Source organism: Pseudomonas sp. 14P_8.1_Bac3, from assembly GCF_025466085.1.
Lineage (GTDB): Bacteria > Pseudomonadota > Gammaproteobacteria > Pseudomonadales > Pseudomonadaceae > Aquipseudomonas.
This window is the reverse complement of record NZ_JANLOD010000010.1, coordinates 45,995-64,364: the sequence shown is the minus strand read 5'-3', so window position 1 is coordinate 64,364 and position 18,370 is coordinate 45,995. Positions and strand designations below refer to the sequence as shown.

Below are 18,370 nucleotides of genomic sequence, written 5' to 3'. Positions count from 1 at the left end.
ATGGCGAAAAAGCCGAAGGTGCTGCCTTCCATCGAATGGCTCGAACCGCGGGTGCGGGCGATGCGCGTCATCAGCCTGTTGTGGTACTTCGGCCTGGTGGGATTGCTCTGCGTTTATTACCTGGTGGTCGCCGACCTGCATGGCGCGCGGCCGTGGGTGATTTTGCTGATTGAACTGGTGCCATTGCTGTTGCTCGCACCGGGGATGATCGTCGGCAGCGCGCGCGGGCATTCGTGGATGTGCTTCGTGGTGAACCTGTATTTCATCAAGGGCGCATTGGCAGCGTATGACCCCAACCGGCAGTGGTTCGGGTTGCTGGAGATGGGCGCGAGCCTGGCGGTGTTTTGCTCGGCGTTGCTGTATGTGCGGTGGCGGTTTCAGTTGAACCGCAAGTTGGCGGGTGAGGGCGAGATTTCAGTCGCCTGACAGGACGCCTTCGAGCAAGCCCGCTCCCACAGAGGATTTGCGAACACCGCAGCTCCAAAATGTGGGAGCGGGCTTGCTCGCGAAGGGATCAACTCGGCCTCAATGATTGGCGGTGTACGCCAGCATCATCGATAGCTGGCTAATCGCCCGCCCACCGCTCTGTTCATGCCACTGGTTAAATACATCCTGCACCAACGCCAGGTCGCGCAGGCTGGTCGGCACCTTGTCGACAATCTTCTGCGCGTTCAACGCTGCAACCACGTCATAGCTCGGCACAAACGTGTCCTTGCCGACCATGCGCAAAAAGCGCGGCGCCGACAAACCGCCCAGTTGATGGCCGCGTTTTTTCAGGTAGGTCCACAAGCCGACGATATCCGTCACCGGCCAATCGGCGATCAACGCGCCGAAGCTGCCCTTCTCCTGCGCCACATCCAGGATGAGCTGCGCATTGCGCGGCACGCTCTTGAGCTTGCCCAAGTGGCGGATGATCCGCGCGTCCTGCATCAGGCGCTCAAGGTGTTCGGCACTCATCAGCACGACCTTTTCCGGGTCGAACTTGAAAAACACTTCTTCGAAGGCCGGCCATTTGGCGTCCACCAGGCTGTGCTTGAGGCCGGCGCGGAACACGCGCAGCGCCATGGTCGAGAGGTATCGGTCGTCGCTGATCTTGCGCAATTGCGCCGGCGTCTTGGGGACGGGCAGATGGGCTTCCAGTTCAGCTGCTGAACCGAAGCGGTTCAGACAGTATTCGTGCAGCCACTTGTAGTCGCGCATGCCCTCTCCTGAGGAATAAAGATGACCTGTGGGAGCGGGCTTGCTCGCGAAAGCGGTGTATCAGCCAACATCATTGTTGAATGACACTCCCCTTCGCGAGCAAGCCCGCTCCCACAGTTTTTTGATCAAAGGTTGACGACGTTGACGAAGCGCGAAGCCGCGGTTTCGTCGATCTTGAGGCTGGTGAAATCAAACAGGTTGCGATCCGCCAGCTGCGACGGAATCACGTTCTGCAAGCTGCGGAAAATGCTTTCGGTGCGGCCCGGCGTCTTGCGCTCCCAGTCCTGAAGCATGTCCTTGACCACCTGACGCTGCAGGTTTTCCTGGGAACCGCAGAGGTTGCACGGGATGATCGGGAATTGCTTGAAGTCCGAGTAGGCCTGAATGTCTTTTTCGTTGCAGTAGGCCAGCGGGCGAATCACCACGTTGCGGCCGTCGTCGGCGCGCAGCTTCGGCGGCATGGCCTTTAGCGAGCCGTTGAAGAACATGTTGAGGAAGAACGTCTCGACGATGTCGTCGCGATGATGACCGAGGGCCATCTTGGTCGCGCCGATTTCGTCGGCGAAGGTGTAGAGCGTGCCGCGACGCAGGCGCGAGCACAGCGAGCAGGTGGTCTTGCCTTCCGGAATCAGTTCCTTGACCACCGAGTAGGTATCTTTCTCGACGATGTGGTACTCGATCCCCAGCGCTTTCAGATACGCCGGCAGCACATGCTCAGGAAAGCCCGGCTGCTTCTGGTCCATGTTCACGGCGACGATCTCGAACCGGATCGGCGCGACCTTCTGCAAATGCATCAGCACGTCGAGCATGGTGTAGCTGTCCTTGCCACCGGACAGGCAGACCATGACCTTGTCGCCGTCTTCGATCATGTTGAAATCGGCAACCGCCTCACCGGCCTGACGGCGAAGGCGCTTTTGCAGTTTGTTCTGGTTGACCGTGAGAGTGCCCATGACGCGAAATCCGTGAGGTGTGACGAAAGGCCGGCATTTTACGCAAAAACCCTGCGCGGGCGAAGTGCCCTCCATCCCTGCGGGACAGTTCCAGCGGCGATTAGTAGGAGGGTTTACAGCGCGATTTGCTCTAACGCCCCACAACCTGCGCCGGTAACTCCTTTCTATACTGCGACATAAGGTCGCATACATATCCAGACCTTTACTTACTTGGCCACTTTGGCCTGTAGGCGCTCCACTGGGGGGCGACGGTAAAAACAAGAGGAGTGACTGGCATGATCCATCACGTAGTGGGGCTCTTCACCCACCCCGACCAGGAATGGAAAGACATCCGTGGCGACCAGGAGGAAAGCATCAGCCACATGTACCTGACCCACACGCTGATTCTGGCGGCGATCCCCGCCGTGTCGGCGTTTATCGGCACCACGCAGGTCGGCTGGGTCATCGGCAATCGAGCGCCGGTGATGCTGACGACCGAGAGTGCGCTATGGATGACAATCATGTCGTACGTGGCGATGCTCGGGGGCGTTGCAGTCATGGGCGCATTCATCCACTGGATGGCGCGCACCTATGATGCCAATCCGAGCCTGGCCCGTTGCGTTGCGTTTGCGACCTATACCGCCACCCCGCTGTTCATCGGCGGCCTCGCGGCGCTGTACCCGCACATGTGGCTGGGGATGATTATCGGGACGGCGGCCATCTGCTACACGGTGTACCTGCTGTATGTGGGTTTGCCCACGTTCATGAACATTCCAACCGACGAAGGATTCCTGTTTTCAAGTTCGGTGCTCGCTGTTGGCCTGGTGGTGCTGGTAGCCATCATGGCATTCACGGTCATTGTCTGGGGACTCGGCGTGGGGCCGGTCTATACGAATTAGCAATATCCTTCCTAAAACAAGATCTGCCAATACAGGCCGCCGCAAGGCGGCCTTTCACTGCCAGGAACGAAACAGCGGGACGACCATTCGGCGCCTCGGCGATTCGCAAGCCTTCAGGCTTGCGGCATACTCGACGTCTCTGGAGATCCATCAAGCATGCCCGAGCAACTCAATACCCGTGTCGAAGACTGTTTCCAACAAGCCGAATCCTTTTTCAAACGTACTTTCAAACGCCCCGTAGTCAGCCTCAAGCTGCGCGGGCAAAAAGCCGGTGTCGCGCATCTGCACGAGAACCTGCTGCGCTTCAATCCGCAGCTGTACCGGGAAAACACCGAAGACTTCCTCAAGCAGACCGTCGCCCACGAAGTGGCGCACCTGATCGCCCATCAGTTGTTTGGCGATCGTATCCAGCCCCACGGCGAGGAGTGGCAGTTGATCATGCGCGGCGTGTACGAACTGCCACCCAATCGCTGCCACACCTATGACGTCAAGCGTCGTAGCGTGACCCGCTATATCTACCGATGCCCGTGCGCCGACAGCGATTTCCCGTTTTCGGCGCAACGCCATAGCCTGGTGCGACAGGGGCGACGGTATTTGTGCCGGCGTTGCCGGAGTACGTTGGTGTTCAGTGGGGAGATGCGGGTCGAGTAAGGCGGATTTTGTGGTGCCCACACGGGCCTCTTCGCGGGCAAGCCCGCTCCCACAGGGATCGGCGTCGTTCACAAATCGGATATTCAACACCACAACCTGTGGGAGCGGGCTTGCCCGCGAAGAGGCCCGCAAGACCACTAGAGAATCACCTTGGCCCGCCGCAAGGCTTCAATGCGCTCCACACCAAACCCCAACTCCCCCAACACCTGATCCGTATGCTGCCCCAGCGCCGCACCCATATGCTTCGGCTCCGGCAACCCCGCTGAAAACTTCAACGGACAGGCCATCTGCGGTTGACTGGAGCCGTCTCCCCGCGGCACGTCAACCACCACCTGCCGTGCCTGCAACTGCGGATGCCGCACCGCCTCGCCGAGACTCAGCACCGGTTCGACACAAGCATCCAGCTCGGCAAACAGCGCGCACAACTCGGCAAAGTCATGCTTCTCGAATTCAGTCTTCAGCGCCTCCTTGAGCTTCTTTTGCTGGGCCGGCTGAGGCGACAAACCCAGAGCAGCCAGCTCCTCCAGCCCCAGCGCCGTGCACAGTTGCTTCATGAAGGCCGGCTCCAGGCTGCCCACCGACAGCCAACGTCCGTCCCGCGAACGGTAGTAGTCATAAAAACTGCCGCCATTGAGCATCTGCGCTTCCCGATCCGGCGACTCACCACAGGCCAGATAGCCGGCACCGGCCATGGCGTTCAGGCTGAACGCGCAGTCGGTCATGCTCACGTCCAGATGCTGTCCCACGCCGCTTTGCTGCCGGGCAATCACCGCTGCCAGCAGGCCGATGACGCCGTGCAACGAACCACCGGCGACATCCGCCACTTGCATGCCCAAGGGCAATGGCCCGTTGTCGGCGCGGCCGGTGTAGCTCGCCAGCCCTGCCAGCGCCAGATAATTGATGTCATGGCCGGCGCGGTCCTTGTAGGGGCCGGTCTGCCCGTAGCCGGTGATCGACACGTAGATCAGCCGTGGATTGATCGCCTTCAACGCTTCATAACCCAGGCCCAGCCGCTCCATAACGCCGGGGCGAAATTGTTCGAGGACGATGTCGTGGTCCTGAAGCAACTGCGTGATGACTTCCAGCGCCTCGGGCTGCTTGAGGTCCAGCGCAAGGCTGCGCTTGTTGCGATTGAGGTACGCATGGCTGGCCGACACCCCTTGGTCGTGGGGCGGCAGCACCCGCAGCAGGTCCAGGCGGGTCGGCGATTCGATGCGCAACACCTCGGCGCCCATGTCGGCTAACAGCAGCGAGGCAAACGGCCCCGGCAGCAGTGTCGAGAAATCCAGAACCTTGAGTGATGCCAGTGGACCGAGCATGAGTGACCTCCTGTGCGATCCTTCCAGCCTAGGCAGCCGATGGCATTGCGGCAATCACCTGATGTGTCAGCAACTGTGACCGTTACGCTCAAATCGCAGCCATGAAAAAACCCGCCGAAGCGGGTTTTTTCAGGGTGCAGCGTGTGTTACTTGACGCTGGTCGGGGTTGGGCCTTCGGCCACACCCAGGTCGTCTTCGACACGTACGTCGGAGATACCGCGACCGCCCGAGGCCAGCTCGGATTGCAGCACGTCGATGTCCAGTTCCTTGACCCACTTGGCCACAACGATGGTGGCAACGGCATTACCGACCAGGTTGGTCAGGGCACGGGCTTCGGACATGAAGCGGTCGATACCGAGGATCAGCGCCAGGCCGGCAACCGGCAGGTGGCCTACGGCAGACAGGGTGGCGGCCAACACGATGAAGCCACTGCCGGTCACGCCAGCCGCGCCTTTCGACGACAGCAGCAACACCACCAACAGGGTGATCTGGTGCGTAATGTCCATGTGGGTGTCAGTCGCTTGCGCGATGAACACGGCCGCCATGGTCAGGTAGATGGCGGTACCGTCGAGGTTGAACGAGTAACCGGTCGGGATCACCAGACCCACCACGGATTTCTTCGCGCCCAGACGCTCCATCTTGATCAGCATGCGAGGCAATACCGATTCCGAAGAAGAAGTACCCAGCACGATCAGCAGTTCTTCACGGATGTAGCGGATCAGTTTCAATACGCTGAAGCCGTGGGCGCGAGCGATACCGCCCAGCACGATCAGGATGAACAGCAGGCAGGTGATGTAGAAGCAGGCCATCAACTGACCCAGTTGCACCAGCGAACCGACACCGTAGGCACCGATGGTGAAGGCCATGGCACCGAAGGCACCGATCGGCGCAAGCTTCATGATCATGTTGATGATGTTGAACATCACGTGGGCGAAGCGATCGATGAAGTCCAGGATCGGCTTGCCGTAGGCACCCAGGCGATGCAGGGCGAAACCGAAGATCACCGAAAACATCAGCACTTGCAGGATATCGCCGGTGGCGAATGCGCCAACGATGGTCGCCGGGATCACGTTCAACAGGAAGCCGACGACGCTTTGATCAGCACCGGCCGAAACGTATTGAGCCACCTTGGACGCGTCCAGCGTAGCCACGTCGATGTGCATGCCGTTGCCCGGCTGGACGATGTTGACCACCACCAGGCCGACCAGCAGTGCGATGGTCGAAACGATTTCGAAGTACAGCAGCGCGTAGCCGCCGGTCTTGCCCACCGACTTCATGTTCTGCATGCCAGCGATACCGCTGACGACGGTGCAGAAGATGATCGGGGCGATGACCATTTTGATCAGTTTGATGAACCCGTCACCCAGTGGCTTGACCGCCACACCGAGCTGCGGGTAGTAGTGACCGAGCAGAATGCCGATAACGATGGCAACGATCACCTGGGCATACAGGGATTTGTACAGTGGCTGACGAGTCGTCATTGCAAAGTTCCTCAAGAGTGCGCGGTGACAACATCCACCTGTTGTCCACGACACCTGAATTGCGAACCCTCCTGCACTGGAGGGATTTGTTTTTTCGAGCTGCGCGACGGCAGGCATCTGCCCGATGTATCGCAAGTGGCGTGCCACCTTTGCCAAAACACCTGCAAGCCTTTTGACATCAGGGGTTGCAGGTGCAACGTGCCATAAACGCGTTACAAAAAAATGGCGGATTTCCGCCTATCCGCCAAACCTCGTCCTGCCATTTGGCGGATATCCGCCTTGTTCATCGTCAGCCGGCGTGCCTACCATCCGTCGTTCAATGACGGACTTGCCTGTTATGCGCGAACGCACCATCGCCAGTCACTTCGCCCGTGCCGCCCTGGGTGGCGCACGCCGCCTCGGGCATGACTGTTCACACCTGTTGCAACAACTCGCCATCAGCCCGGAGTTACTCGATGAACCGCGGGCGCGAATCGCCCCTGAGCAGTTCACCCGGTTGATCCAGGGTTTGTGGCTGGCACTCGACGACGAATACCTCGGCTTCGGACCGGTCCCGAGCAAAACCGGGAGCTTCGCGATGATGTGCCATGCCGTGATTCACTGCCGCAACCTCGATAAGGCACTGCATCGCGGCTTATTGTTTTATAGCCTATTCCCCGAAGGTCCGCGTCTGACCCTGAGCCGCGAAGGCGAAATGATCCGCCTGAGCCTCGACGATTCGCAGTTCCGCGACCCGGACCATTTCCTCACCGAAAGCCAGTTGATGGTCTGGCATCGACTCGGCAGTTGGCTGATCGGGCAGCGCATCCGCCTGGAGCAGGCCACGTTCAGCTACCCGAAGCCGTTGCACGGCGCCGAATATGATTTGCTGTTCCCCTGCCCGATGGCGTTTTCCGCGCCGCAGAGCAGCCTGCTGTTTCACAGTCGCTACCTGGCCATGCCGTTATTGCAGGACGAGCGCACGCTCAAGCATTTCCTTGAACGCTCGCCCGCCGACCTGCTGTCGCGTCCGGACGATGGCGACAGCCTGAGCAGTCAGTTGCGCCGTTTGCTCAGCCGCGACAGTGCACGCTGGCCTGACCTGGAAGCGGTGGCCGCGCACCTGCATGTCAGCCCGCAAACACTGCGCCGGCACTTGCGTGAAGAGGGTTCAAGCTTTCAAGAGTTGAAGGATCAGTTACGCCGGGACATTGCGATTTATCACTTGGGGCGGGCGGATCTGTCGTTGCAACAGATTGCCGAACAGCTGGGATTTTCCGAACCCTCGGCGTTTCACCGGGCGTTCAAGAAGTGGACCGGGCTGACACCTGGCGCCTATCGCGCTCAGGAGAACTGAGTTTCACGGCCAGCTTTTGGATGGATATGCGGGCCTCTTCGCGAGCAAGCCCGCTCCCACAGGTTGTGAGGTTGAATATCCAATTTGTGAACGACGCTAATCCCTGTGGGAGCGGGCTTGCCCGCGAAGAGGCCCGAAAGAATGCTAAAAAATTCAGGTCAAACCACTGGAAAATGAATGCGGAACGCCGCGCCGCCCATCGGTGAGTCGCCCAGGGTCAACGTGGCGTTGTAACTCTCGATGATGTCCTTGACCACCGCCAGGCCGATCCCCTGCCCCGGATGCTGGCGGTCCAGCCGTTCGCCGCGCTGCAATATCCGCGCACGCTGATCCGGCGGTACGCCCGGGCCGTCATCTTCGACGCACAATTCAGTACCGCTAAGGGTCTCGCGCACGCTGATACGCACTTCGCCGAGGCACAGGCGATAGGCGTTCTCCAGCAGGTTACCCATCATTTCCAGCAAGGCACCCTGCTCGATCGGCACGTAACATTGCTCCGGCAAGTCGAAGGCCACCCGCACGCGCTTGTCGCGGTAGACCTTGTCCAGCGTGTCGCAGAGGCTTTGCAGCACCGGCCGCAGCCGCACCTGATGGCGCACCAGGCCGCTTTTGCGCAGGCTGGCGCGCTGCAACTGATAGCTGATCTGCTGGCTCATGCGTTCGATCTGGGTTTGCAGCACCCTGGCCTGGTCGCGATTCTCCGGCCGCTGCGCCATGTCTTCGCTGACGCCTTGCAACACGGTCAGCGGGGTTTTCAGGCTGTGGGCCAGGTCGTCAAGAGAATCGCGATACCGGCTGCGCTGTTCACGCTCGCTGTGCAGCAGACGGTTGAGGGAGCCGGTCAGGCGCAGCAATTCGCGCGGATGCTGCTCGCTTAGGCTTTCGCGGGTGCCACTTTCGATTTCATCGAGTTCCTGGCTCAGTCGGCGCAACGCCTGCAAGCCCCAGGTCAGCCCGATCCACAGCAACGCCAGCAGCACCAGCAACGCAGCGCCGAAGCCGAGATAGAGGTTCTCCCGCAGGCCTTCCAGGGTGACTTCGTACTCGCGCACCGGTTGCAGGGCGACGATGCTGAACGCCGCGCTTTTGCCACCGAGCAGCTTGACTTCGACGTCATAGACGAAGAACTCCTGGCCGTTGGCTTCGCTGATGCGGGCAAACTCGTTGCCGCGCCCGTCGTAACGCGGCTTGTAATTGATGTGCTCTTCGCTGGTGCCTTTCGAGCGCCAGACCAGATGGCCCTCGCGGTCATAGATGTAGCCGAGCAGACGGCTGTCGGTGAGGTTGAAGCGCTCGTCGGGCAACTGCGTCGGCATTTGCAAGCGGTTGCCCTCGACCCGGGCAGCGGAGATCAGCGTGGTGACGTCCGACGCCAGGCGCTGCTCGATGGAATCCTGCAACGCAAGGCTGAATGCGCCTTGCATTGCCGGCAACAGCGCCAGCATGAACAACACCGCCAGGAGGGTGGCGGCGAGCATCAAGCGGACGCGAAGGGAACGAATCAAGTGCAGCGCTCATTGAACAGGTAGCCGAGGCCGCGCACGGTGTCGATCGGCTTGAACCCCGCCGGGCCTTCGAGTTTGCGGCGCAGACGGCCGACCAGCACTTCGATCACGTTCGGATCGCGCTCGTCGTCGTCCGGATAAAGTTGCTCCATCAAGCGGTCCTTGGCCACCACTTGCTGGTGATGACGCATCAGGTACTCGAGGATCCGGTACTCGTACGCGGTCAGCGCCAGCGGCTGGTCGTCGAGGGACGCCTGTTTGCGATTGAGGTCGAGCAACAGCGGCCCGGCGACGATGGTCGACTGGGTGAAGCCGCTGGAACGCCGCAGCAACGCGTTCAGCCGCGCATCCAGCTCTTCGAACTGGAACGGCTTGACCACGTAGTCGTCGGCACCGGCAGCCAGGCCTTCGACCTTGTCCTGCCAATTGCCGCGCGCGGTGAGGATCAGGATCGGAAAGGTCTTGCCCCGCGAGCGCAGCTGACGAATCAGGTCAAGCCCGCCCATGCCCGGCAAGCCAAGGTCGATCACCGCCAGGTCATGATTGAACTGCTCGGTCTGGTACAGCGCCTCTTCGGCGTTGGCCACGGACTCGACCACGTGGCCGCTATCTGTCAGGCGGGTTTGCAGGTGATGGCGCAACAGCGCTTCATCTTCGACGACCAGCAATTTCATAACGCTCTCCGAGGCAAATCAATCCGTGTGGCCATCCGTTGGTCAGGACAGATCATAGCGGCCCATGATGTCTTCCTGGCGAAGTTTAATGCCATTGTGCGAGACCGACACGTTGGCATAGCCGGTGCAATAATCTGCCTGGTGGCTTGGCTGGCTCAAATGTGCGCCCCAGGCGCTGTGATCGACAGTGCTGACGGCGCTGAAGCGGTTCAAAGTCAGGGACTTCTTGACCCGTTCGCCGGGCTTTCCAAGCGCGAGACTGGCAAAAACATCGTCGGAAGCCAACGCCGCGGTGCTTGCACTCAAAACGGTGAACGCCAGAATCAGGTTTTTAAAGCCAGTCATTAGGGATTTCCTCATGCGCAGATGCTTCGGGGTACGGCGCTACATTACCCATCAGCCCCTGAACTCCCCCTGAACGCAGGCTGAACCGGAGCTGAATCAAATCGACTAGGCTGTTTTGAACTTTCATCAGGAGATCCGACCATGCGCCTATTCCTCGCTGTCCTTTTGCTGGCCCTGAGCGGGCTGAGCCAGGCCGCCATCAAGACCCAGGAAATTCCCTATCAAAGTGCCGACGGGACGAAACTGATCGGCTATTACGCCTACGACGATGCGATCAAAGGGCCACGCCCGGGCGTCGTGGTGGTGCACGAATGGTGGGGGCTCAACGACTACACCAAACGCCGCGCCCGTGATCTGGCCGGTCTGGGCTACAGCGCGCTGGCCATCGACATGTATGGCGACGGCAAGAATACCGAGCACCCCAAGGACGCCATGACCTTCATGCAGGCTGCCCTGAAAGACAGCGCGGCGTCGAGCGCGCGCTTCCAGGCGGGGCTTGATCTGTTGAAGAAACAGGCGCAAACGGACCCGAACAAGCTGGCGGCCATCGGTTATTGCTTCGGCGGCGCCGTTGTGTTGAATGCCGCGCGACAGGGCGTGCCGTTGGCGGGCGTGGTGAGTTTCCACGGGGCGCTGGCGACCACAACACCGGCGACCCCGGGCAGCGTGAAGGCGAAAGTTCTCGTTGAACATGGCGCGCTGGACAGCATGGTGACGGCGGACAACGTGACGGCGTTCAAGACTGAAATGGACAAGGCCGGGGCCGACTATCAGTTCGTCAGCCTTGAGGGTGCCAAGCATGGCTTCAGTAATCCCGACGCGGACCGGTTGAGCCATGGTGACCATGGCGGGCCGGATATTGGTTACAACAAAGCGGCGGATGAACAGTCGTGGGCGGATATGCAGGCGTTTTTCAAGAAGATTTTCAGTTAGTCAGCTAGATCGCGGGGTGGCCTATCGAGAGCAAGCCCGCTCCCACAGGTGATTTGTATCCAACGCAAACCTTCTGTGGGAGCGGGCTTGCTCGCGAATGCAGCGCCGCGGTCTAACGTCAGGACTACCCAGCCTCAAGCCAACCCGGCAAAATGCCCGACATGAATCCCCTCCCCGCCCTGCCCGCCTGCTGCACCCCGCTCGACGCGCATTGGCCGCTGCCGTTTGTGCTACCCGATACGGTGCTGCTGAGCACGCACTTCGACACCTCGCAATTGGCCAGCGATGATTTCCAGCGCAGCGCCATCGAGCCACCCGCCAGCATTCAGCGTTCGGTCGCCAAGCGTCAGGCCGAGTTTCTCGCCGGGCGGATTTGCGCGCGAGCGGCCTTGCAGCAACTGGAAGGACTGACCACTGTCCCGGCCATCGGCGAAGACCGGGCGCCGGTGTGGCCGACGCACATCAGCGGCTCGATCACCCACAGTACCGGCCGCGCGGCGGCGATTGTCGCGCAGAAACGCCATTGGCGCGGTTTGGGCATGGACCTGGAAAACCTGCTCAACCCGGAACGGGCCGAACGCCTGGCCGGGGAAATTCTCACACCACCCGAACTGCAGCGCATGGCCGCCGGCCCTCGCGATCAATTGGCGTTATGGGTGACCCTGACGTTTTCGGTGAAGGAAAGCCTGTTCAAGGCGCTGTACCCGATCGTTCGGCAGCGCTTTTATTTCGAGCATGCCGAAGTGCTGGAATGGACCGGGGGCGGCGAGGTGCGTCTGCGCTTGCTGACGGATCTGTCCGCGGAATGGCGCAACGGGACGGAACTGGATGCGCAGTTTGGAGTGAAGGATGGGCAGTTGTTGAGTCTGGTCAGCATCAAGGCCTGATGAATTTGCGGTGTTTATGAGGACGCCATCGCCAGCAAGCTGGCTCCTACAAGGACTGCGTGAATCTGTAGGGGCCGGCTTGCTGGCGATGGCGGCAGACCATTCACCGCCAATTTCAGCGCTTCTCCTGATTCCGCGGCCAGCTCAAACTGAAACACGCCCCGCCCAGGCTCTTGCTCTTGCTGATCAACGCCCGCCCGTCATGCCAATGGATGATCCGTCGCACGATCGACAACCCCAGGCCATGCCCGCCCGAGGCGCGGGTGCGGCTGTCGTCCAGGCGCAGGAACGGGGTAAAGATTTTCTCCCACGCCGATTCCGGAACGCCCGGCCCGTCGTCTTCGATATCGACCCGGCAGCGCTGCTGCCCCACCTGATAACTGACGGTCACCCGCGATTGCGCGTGGCGCATGGCGTTGCTCACCAGGTTCTGGATCGCCCGGTGCAGGTAACGTGGCTCAGCCTCGACCCACGCATCGTCGCAATCCGCCGCCGACAAGCACAGACCGCGTTGCACCGTGACGTCGGCACGCAGCGGCGCCAGCTCTTCGATCACCTGGTTGACCAGCGCATCCAGGTCAATGCGCTGGAAATTCAGCGCCGGTGAACCCTGCTCCAGCCGCGCGTAGGTGAGCATCTCGTCCACCAGCCGATCGAGGTCCTCGATGTCGTGGTCCATGCCTTCGCAATATTTCTCCAGGGCCTGCTGCGTGGTGGCTGAGCCGATCATCTCCAGGCCAAACCGCAGGCGCGCCACCGGCGTGCGCAACTCGTGAGACACGGCGCGCACCAGTTCCCGCTGCACCGCCAGCAATTGCTGCAGATGCTCAGCCATGCCATTGAAGGCCGACGCCAGGCGCCCCACCGAGTCCGCGCCGCGGGCCGGAACCCGGGTTTCCAGGCTGCCTTTGGCGATGCGCGTGGCGGCGGCTTCGAGCCCCCGCAAGCGACGCTCCAGTTGCCGCACCAGCAGATAGACGATCAAGCCGATCAGGCTCAAACCCAGGGCCGCAATCAACACCAGCCACTCCGGCGGATAAGGATTCATCTGATACAACGGGCCGATTTCCAGCACCCACGGCGTGCCGACCATGCCGGCAAACACCCGGATCGAATCGCCTTCCTTGCCCAGCGCCATCACCGTGTCGCCTTCCGACACGCGGCGGCTCTGGTCTTCGTCCATGTCGGCGTCGTCGACCGTGACCAGCCGCAAATCGAAGCCGAAGCCCTTTTCTTCCTTTATCTGCGCCAGGCGTTTGGGCTGGTCGGCCACAGGTACGCGCACCAGTTCGTCGGCGAGCAGGTAAATCGTCGCCCGGGCCAACTGCTCGCTGATCTGCTGCACCTCGCCCGTCAGCACCAGTTGTTCCTTGTCACTGACCAGTCGATAGACCTTCGCCGCATGCGGCCCGGTTTGCTCCACCAGCGCCTGGCCGCGCAGCACGCGCGTGCGCTGGGTCAGGTCGAGGTCAGTCTGGGCGAAGGTCTTCAGCGCCAGCGGAATCCCGAGCAGGCGCTCCCACACCAGCAAGGCGCGGTGACGCTGGCTTTCGTTCATCGGTTGCAGGTTGTCGGCCATCAGCGAAAAGGTGCCATGGGCCAGGCGCTCGCGGTACTGCTCGCTGCGCACCTGATTGAGCATGTGCAAGGCCAGCACGCCGAGCACCGCCACCAGAATCAGCGCCGCGCACATGCCGCCATAGATGCGCAGGAAGATCGAGTTCACGGCACCGGGTCTACACAGGCTTCAGGCACGAACAGATAGCCTTTGCTGCGGATGGTCTTGATCAGCCGCGGATGGTCCGGGTCGTCGCCGATCTTCGGCCGGATGCGCGAGATGCGCACATCGATGGAGCGGTCCTGGCCGTCGTAGCCGATGCCGCGCAGGGCGGTAAAAATCTCTTCGCGGGACAGGATTCTTCCGGCATTGGCCACCAGCAGCCACAGCAGGTCGAACTCGGCGCTGGTCAATTCGATCCCGTTGTCCTGCAGCCAGGCCTCACGCAAGGCGTTGTCGACCACCAACGGGCCGAACTGCACGCGCCGGAGTTTTTCCGGGGCCGGGTCAGGCGCTTCACTGCGCCGCAACAGCGCCTGGATGCGCGCCAGCAGCAAGCGCGGGCGCACCGGTTTGCACACATAGTCGTCGGCACCCAGGTCAAGGCCGAGAATCTGGTCGGTGTCGTCGGTGCGGGCAGTGAGCATCAGGATTGGGCCGTCATATTTGTCACGAACCTTGCGGCAGATACTCAGGCCATCTTCCCCCGGCAGCATCAGGTCGAGGATCACCAGGTCCGGTTTGTCCTTGAGGATGCGCGCCGCGGCCAGGGCGCCATTGCCCTCGATCGACACGCGCAGGCCATTGGCTTCCAGGTAATCGCGGGTCAGCTCGGCCAGACGCTGGTCGTCCTCCACAATCAATACCTGCCAGGCTTCTTGCTCCACGGTGACCTCTGCTTGCCAACAACACTGATAAGGAAGGATCCGCCCGTCTTTTTGTAATGATTGGGGAGGATAAGAATGCTTGTGCACCGGCCGATTGTATAAACGTCGCCCGTCGAGAACACAAGCCGGCAAATGCGTTCGGACAGGCCGTTTTTTTGTGATAGGGTTCGCGCCCTTAAAAACCCGGCCGACTGTTTTCGCCCGTTGAAAATCAGTGAGAAATGCCTCGGTCCAGCAGTGTCGCGGCCTACACGCCTGTTCCACCTTTCACACACAATTTACGCACAGGTTTATCCACAGGTAGTACGTTGCAACACCCTCCAAAACGCATTATCTTGTACCCCGGCGCTAAAAAAACCCTACATGTAGGGTTTTGCGCCAAAAACCAAACACAAACCGGACACCGATTTCAAGCGCTTTATTGCCGCTGTCCGGTTGAACCAAACGTATTTTCGAAAGACCAAACCGCGCGTGCGGATGGCTACTGTTTTTGACCGGGAACGGCGTTAACGGTACGGGTGTTGCAGTCAACTATTGCGCCCCTAAAGGATCCCGGTGTCAGGCTCAAGGCCTGGGACCCAAGACTTCGGCATGGAAGCGGCGCCCCAATAGCCCCCTTCCTGATCTGTCCCGAAGTTGGTATGCCCGGCACCCGCCGGTTGTAGTGCTTCAGGACGGAACGGTGGGCACCGTGATGGTGCCCCAACAAACATAGAGAATGTGGAGACAACCCCCCATGCAAACCGACACAACTCGCGAGAACCCGCAGGGCACCTTGCCGCAGGCCGCTGATTCGAATTCGGATCTGTCCGCCACCGCGCCTGGCCAGCTGCGCGTGATCAAGCGTAACGGCACTGTCGTTGCTTACACCGATGACAAGATCACCGTCGCCATCACCAAAGCGTTTCTCGCAGTTGAGGGCGGCACCGCTGCCGCTTCGTCGCGAATCCATGACACCGTTGCCCGCCTGACCGAACAGGTCACCGCGACCTTCAAGCGTCGCATGCCGTCCGGCGGCACCATCCACATCGAAGAAATCCAGGACCAGGTCGAACTGGCCCTGATGCGTGCCGGCGAGCAGAAAGTCGCTCGCGACTACGTGATCTACCGTGATGCCCGTTCGAAAGAACGCGCCGTGCGTGCGCCGGCCGACGAAACCGTCAACGCCCACCCATCGATCCGCATCACCCGCGCCGACGGCACCTTTGCGCCACTGGACATGGGTCGCCTGAACACCATCGTCACCGAAGCGTGCGAGGGCCTGGAAGAAGTCGACGGCGACCTGATCCAGCGCGAAACCCTGAAAAACCTGTACGACGGCGTGGCCCTGACCGACGTCAACACCGCCCTGGTGATGACCGCCCGGACCCTGGTCGAGCGTGAGCCGAACTACTCGTTCGTCACCGCCCGCCTGCTGATGGACACCCTGCGTGCCGAAGGCCTGAGCTTCCTCGACGTGGCCGAAAGCGCGACCCACCACGAGATGGTCGACCTGTACGCCAAGGCCCTGCCGGCCTACATCGCCAAGGGTATCGAATACGAATTGCTGAACCCGGTCCTGGCCACCTTCGACCTGGAAAAACTCGGCAAGGCGATCAACCACGAACGCGATCAGCAGTTCACCTACCTGGGCCTGCAAACCCTGTACGACCGCTACTTCATCCACAAGGACGGTATCCGCTTCGAACTGCCGCAGATCTTCTTCATGCGCGTGGCCATGGGCCTGGCGATCGAAGAGAAGCAGAAAGAAGACCGTGCGATCGAGTTCTACAACTTGCTGTCGTCCTTCGACTACATGGCGTCGACCCCGACCCTGTTCAACGCCGGCACCCTGCGTCCACAGCTGTCCAGCTGCTACCTGACCACCGTGCCGGACGACCTGTCGGGCATCTACCACGCGATCCACGACAATGCCATGTTGTCGAAATTCGCTGGCGGCCTGGGCAACGACTGGACCCCGGTTCGCGCACTCGGTTCGTACATCAAGGGCACCAACGGCAAATCCCAGGGCGTGGTGCCGTTCCTGAAGGTGGTGAACGACACCGCCGTCGCCGTTAACCAGGGTGGCAAGCGCAAAGGCGCGGTCTGTGCCTACCTGGAAACCTGGCACATGGACATCGAAGAGTTCATCGAACTGCGCAAGAACACCGGTGATGACCGTCGTCGTACCCACGACATGAACACCGCCAACTGGATCCCTGACCTGTTCATGAAGCGCGTCTTCGATGACGGCAAATGGACCCTGTTCTCGCCGTCGGAAGTACCGGACCTGCACGACCTGACCGGCAAGGCCTTCGAAGAGCGTTACGAGTACTACGAAGCCCTGACCGAGTACCCGGGAAAGGTCAAGCTGTTCAAGACCATCCAGGCCAAAGACCTGTGGCGCAAAATGCTGTCCATGCTGTTTGAAACCGGCCACCCATGGCTGACCTTCAAAGACCCGTGCAACCTGCGCAGCCCGCAGCAGCACGTGGGCGTGGTCCACAGCTCGAACCTGTGCACCGAGATCACCTTGAACACCAACAAGGACGAGATCGCCGTTTGCAACCTGGGCTCGATCAACCTGCCGAACCACATCGTCGACGGCAAGCTGGACACCGCCAAGCTGCAGCGCACCGTGAACACCGCCGTGCGCATGCTCGATAACGTGATCGACATCAACTACTACTCGGTGCCGCAAGCGAAGAACTCCAACTTCAAGCACCGTCCGGTCGGCCTGGGCATCATGGGCTTCCAGGACGCGCTGTACCTGCAGCACATTCCTTACGGTTCCGACGCTGCCGTCGAGTTCGCCGACAAGTCCATGGAAGCGGTCAGCTACTACGCGATCCAGGCTTCCTGCGACCTGGCCGACGAGCGCGGCGCCTACGAGACGTTCCAGGGTTCGCTGTGGTCCAAAGGCATCCTGCCGCTGGATTCGCAACAGATCCTGATCGAGCAGCGTGGCCAGAAGTACATTGATGTTGACCTGAACGAATCCCTGGACTGGGCACCGGTTCGCGCCCGTGTACAGAAAGGCATTCGCAACTCCAACATCATGGCCATCGCACCGACCGCGACCATCGCCAACATCACCGGCGTCTCGCAGTCGATCGAACCGACCTACCAGAACCTCTACGTGAAATCGAACCTGTCGGGCGAATTCACCGTGATCAACCCGTACTTGGTTCGCGACCTCAAGGCTCGCGGTCTGTGGGACTCGGTCATGATCAACGACCTGAAGTACTACGACGGTTCGGTGCAGCAGATCGAGCGCATTCCGCAGGAACTCAAAGAGCTCTACGCGACCGCGTTCGAAGTGGACACCAAGTGGATCGTCGACGCGGCCAGCCGTCGTCAGAAGTGGATCGACCAGGCCCAGTCGCTGAACCTGTACATCGCTGGCGCCTCGGGCAAGAAGCTGGACGTGACCTACCGCATGGCTTGGTACCGTGGTCTGAAAACCACTTACTACCTCCGCGCCCTGGCCGCGACCAGCACCGAGAAGTCGACCATCAACACCGGCAAGCTGAACGCTGTTTCCAGCGGTGGCAACCACGGTGACGATTCGGTCCTGGCAGCCCCCGCCGGCCCTGCTCCAGTGCCGAAGGCCTGCGCCATCGACGAGCCGGATTGCGAAGCTTGCCAGTAAGCTGAGCCGGCAGGCGTCGCAAGGCGCCTGCCCGACAACCCCCGATCAGTCCTCTGGATTGTCGGGGGTTTTCTTTTGTCTTAAGGAATGTCGTGGGGGGGGGGGAAGACGCCCTCGCGGGCTGCAAATCGTGGG

General features: G+C 60.8%; 16 protein-coding genes. 7 read left to right on the top strand and 9 right to left on the bottom strand.

What is annotated here, in order from left to right; translation table 11 throughout:
- Nucleotides 1-426 (top strand): DUF2069 domain-containing protein, encoded by a 426-nt coding sequence (locus tag NTD84_RS04005; protein WP_262163717.1) that lies wholly within the window; start codon nucleotides 1-3, stop codon nucleotides 424-426.
- Between the two features lie 99 nt (nucleotides 427-525).
- On the opposite strand, the gene NTD84_RS04000 is transcribed toward NTD84_RS04005, so the two are convergent.
- Nucleotides 526-1,200, bottom strand: coding sequence for a DNA-3-methyladenine glycosylase I (locus NTD84_RS04000; RefSeq protein WP_262163716.1), 675 nt, complete (start codon nucleotides 1,198-1,200; stop codon nucleotides 526-528).
- 125 nt (nucleotides 1,201-1,325) lie between these two features.
- Nucleotides 1,326-2,150 carry a tRNA 2-thiocytidine(32) synthetase TtcA gene (ttcA, locus tag NTD84_RS03995; protein ID WP_262163715.1) on the bottom strand — a complete coding sequence of 275 codons (825 nt, stop codon included), beginning with the start codon at nucleotides 2,148-2,150 and terminating at the stop codon, nucleotides 1,326-1,328.
- A gap of 275 nt (nucleotides 2,151-2,425) precedes the next feature.
- Between ttcA and NTD84_RS03990 the strand changes: the two genes are divergently transcribed.
- Together NTD84_RS03990 and NTD84_RS03985 are read left to right on the top strand one after the other, a co-directional pair.
- Nucleotides 2,426-3,028 (top strand): Yip1 family protein, encoded by a 603-nt coding sequence (locus NTD84_RS03990; RefSeq protein WP_262163714.1) that lies wholly within the window; start codon nucleotides 2,426-2,428, stop codon nucleotides 3,026-3,028.
- A 156-nt stretch (nucleotides 3,029-3,184) separates the two neighbouring features.
- Entirely contained in the window at nucleotides 3,185-3,679 is a 495-nt protein-coding gene (locus NTD84_RS03985) for a SprT family zinc-dependent metalloprotease (RefSeq protein ID WP_262163713.1), read from the top strand.
- 137 nt (nucleotides 3,680-3,816) lie between these two features.
- Here the strand turns inward: NTD84_RS03985 and NTD84_RS03980 are convergent, their stop codons facing one another.
- Together NTD84_RS03980 and NTD84_RS03975 are read right to left on the bottom strand one after the other, a co-directional pair.
- A complete protein-coding gene (locus NTD84_RS03980) occupies nucleotides 3,817-4,998 on the bottom strand; it encodes a CaiB/BaiF CoA transferase family protein (RefSeq protein WP_262163712.1) in 1,182 nt (393 codons plus the stop codon).
- Nucleotides 4,999-5,144: 146 nt separating this feature from the next.
- Nucleotides 5,145-6,479, bottom strand: a complete 1,335-nt coding sequence (locus tag NTD84_RS03975; protein ID WP_262163711.1) for a dicarboxylate/amino acid:cation symporter — start codon at nucleotides 6,477-6,479, stop codon at nucleotides 5,145-5,147.
- 337 nt (nucleotides 6,480-6,816) lie between these two features.
- Between NTD84_RS03975 and NTD84_RS03970 the strand changes: the two genes are divergently transcribed.
- Nucleotides 6,817-7,815 carry an AraC family transcriptional regulator gene (locus tag NTD84_RS03970; RefSeq protein ID WP_262163710.1) on the top strand — a complete coding sequence of 333 codons (999 nt, stop codon included), beginning with the start codon at nucleotides 6,817-6,819 and terminating at the stop codon, nucleotides 7,813-7,815.
- 158 nt (nucleotides 7,816-7,973) lie between these two features.
- Here NTD84_RS03970 and NTD84_RS03965 read toward each other — a convergent pair whose 3' ends face one another.
- Genes NTD84_RS03965 through NTD84_RS03955 form a run of 3 tightly spaced genes read right to left on the bottom strand, consistent with a single transcriptional unit; the run spans nucleotide 7,974 to nucleotide 10,339 of the window.
- The gene (locus NTD84_RS03965) at nucleotides 7,974-9,320 is read right to left on the bottom strand and encodes an ATP-binding protein (RefSeq protein WP_262163709.1); all 1,347 of its coding nucleotides are present in this window, start codon (nucleotides 9,318-9,320) and stop codon (nucleotides 7,974-7,976) included.
- Nucleotides 9,317-9,994 (bottom strand): response regulator, encoded by a 678-nt coding sequence (locus tag NTD84_RS03960; RefSeq protein WP_054054836.1) that lies wholly within the window; start codon nucleotides 9,992-9,994, stop codon nucleotides 9,317-9,319. The genes NTD84_RS03965 and NTD84_RS03960 overlap by 4 nt, the downstream gene beginning before the upstream one ends.
- A gap of 42 nt (nucleotides 9,995-10,036) precedes the next feature.
- A complete protein-coding gene (locus tag NTD84_RS03955; protein ID WP_262163708.1) occupies nucleotides 10,037-10,339 on the bottom strand; it encodes a hypothetical protein in 303 nt (100 codons plus the stop codon).
- 141 nt (nucleotides 10,340-10,480) lie between these two features.
- Here NTD84_RS03955 and NTD84_RS03950 point away from each other — a divergent pair, with 141 nt between their 5' ends.
- Together NTD84_RS03950 and NTD84_RS03945 are read left to right on the top strand one after the other, a co-directional pair.
- Entirely contained in the window at nucleotides 10,481-11,272 is a 792-nt protein-coding gene (locus tag NTD84_RS03950) for a dienelactone hydrolase family protein (RefSeq protein ID WP_262163707.1), read from the top strand.
- A 161-nt stretch (nucleotides 11,273-11,433) separates the two neighbouring features.
- Nucleotides 11,434-12,159 (top strand): 4'-phosphopantetheinyl transferase, encoded by a 726-nt coding sequence (locus tag NTD84_RS03945; RefSeq protein WP_262163706.1) that lies wholly within the window; start codon nucleotides 11,434-11,436, stop codon nucleotides 12,157-12,159.
- Nucleotides 12,160-12,274: 115 nt separating this feature from the next.
- On the opposite strand, the gene NTD84_RS03940 is transcribed toward NTD84_RS03945, so the two are convergent.
- Nucleotides 12,275-13,885: an ATP-binding protein gene (locus NTD84_RS03940; protein WP_262163705.1), complete on the bottom strand. Its 1,611-nt coding sequence runs from the start codon at nucleotides 13,883-13,885 to the stop codon at nucleotides 12,275-12,277.
- Nucleotides 13,882-14,604 carry a response regulator gene (locus NTD84_RS03935; protein WP_262163704.1) on the bottom strand — a complete coding sequence of 241 codons (723 nt, stop codon included), beginning with the start codon at nucleotides 14,602-14,604 and terminating at the stop codon, nucleotides 13,882-13,884. Before NTD84_RS03935 ends, NTD84_RS03940 begins: the two co-directional genes overlap by 4 nt.
- Nucleotides 14,605-15,340: 736 nt before the next feature.
- On the opposite strand from NTD84_RS03935, the gene NTD84_RS03930 reads away from it, so the two are divergent.
- Nucleotides 15,341-18,235 carry a ribonucleoside-diphosphate reductase subunit alpha gene (locus NTD84_RS03930; RefSeq protein ID WP_262163703.1) on the top strand — a complete coding sequence of 965 codons (2,895 nt, stop codon included), beginning with the start codon at nucleotides 15,341-15,343 and terminating at the stop codon, nucleotides 18,233-18,235.
- Nucleotides 18,236-18,370: the final 135 nt, after the last annotated feature.

What these genes read in the sequence shown, in the direction of transcription:
- ttcA (WP_262163715.1), bottom strand. Translation starts at nt 2,150, where the DNA reads ATGGGCACTCTCACGGTCAACCAGAACAAACTGCAAAAGCGCCTTCGC.
- NTD84_RS03980 (WP_262163712.1), bottom strand. Translation starts at nt 4,998, where the DNA reads ATGCTCGGTCCACTGGCATCACTCAAGGTTCTGGATTTCTCGACACTG.
- NTD84_RS03930 (WP_262163703.1), top strand. Translation starts at nt 15,341, where the DNA reads ATGCAAACCGACACAACTCGCGAGAACCCGCAGGGCACCTTGCCGCAG.
- NTD84_RS03945 (WP_262163706.1), top strand. Translation starts at nt 11,434, where the DNA reads ATGAATCCCCTCCCCGCCCTGCCCGCCTGCTGCACCCCGCTCGACGCG.
- NTD84_RS03960 (WP_054054836.1), bottom strand. Translation starts at nt 9,994, where the DNA reads ATGAAATTGCTGGTCGTCGAAGATGAAGCGCTGTTGCGCCATCACCTG.
- NTD84_RS03970 (WP_262163710.1), top strand. Translation starts at nt 6,817, where the DNA reads ATGCGCGAACGCACCATCGCCAGTCACTTCGCCCGTGCCGCCCTGGGT.
- NTD84_RS04005 (WP_262163717.1), top strand. Translation starts at nt 1, where the DNA reads ATGGCGAAAAAGCCGAAGGTGCTGCCTTCCATCGAATGGCTCGAACCG.
- NTD84_RS03985 (WP_262163713.1), top strand. Translation starts at nt 3,185, where the DNA reads ATGCCCGAGCAACTCAATACCCGTGTCGAAGACTGTTTCCAACAAGCC.
- NTD84_RS03950 (WP_262163707.1), top strand. Translation starts at nt 10,481, where the DNA reads ATGCGCCTATTCCTCGCTGTCCTTTTGCTGGCCCTGAGCGGGCTGAGC.
- NTD84_RS04000 (WP_262163716.1), bottom strand. Translation starts at nt 1,200, where the DNA reads ATGCGCGACTACAAGTGGCTGCACGAATACTGTCTGAACCGCTTCGGT.
- NTD84_RS03990 (WP_262163714.1), top strand. Translation starts at nt 2,426, where the DNA reads ATGATCCATCACGTAGTGGGGCTCTTCACCCACCCCGACCAGGAATGG.
- NTD84_RS03955 (WP_262163708.1), bottom strand. Translation starts at nt 10,339, where the DNA reads ATGACTGGCTTTAAAAACCTGATTCTGGCGTTCACCGTTTTGAGTGCA.
- NTD84_RS03975 (WP_262163711.1), bottom strand. Translation starts at nt 6,479, where the DNA reads ATGACGACTCGTCAGCCACTGTACAAATCCCTGTATGCCCAGGTGATC.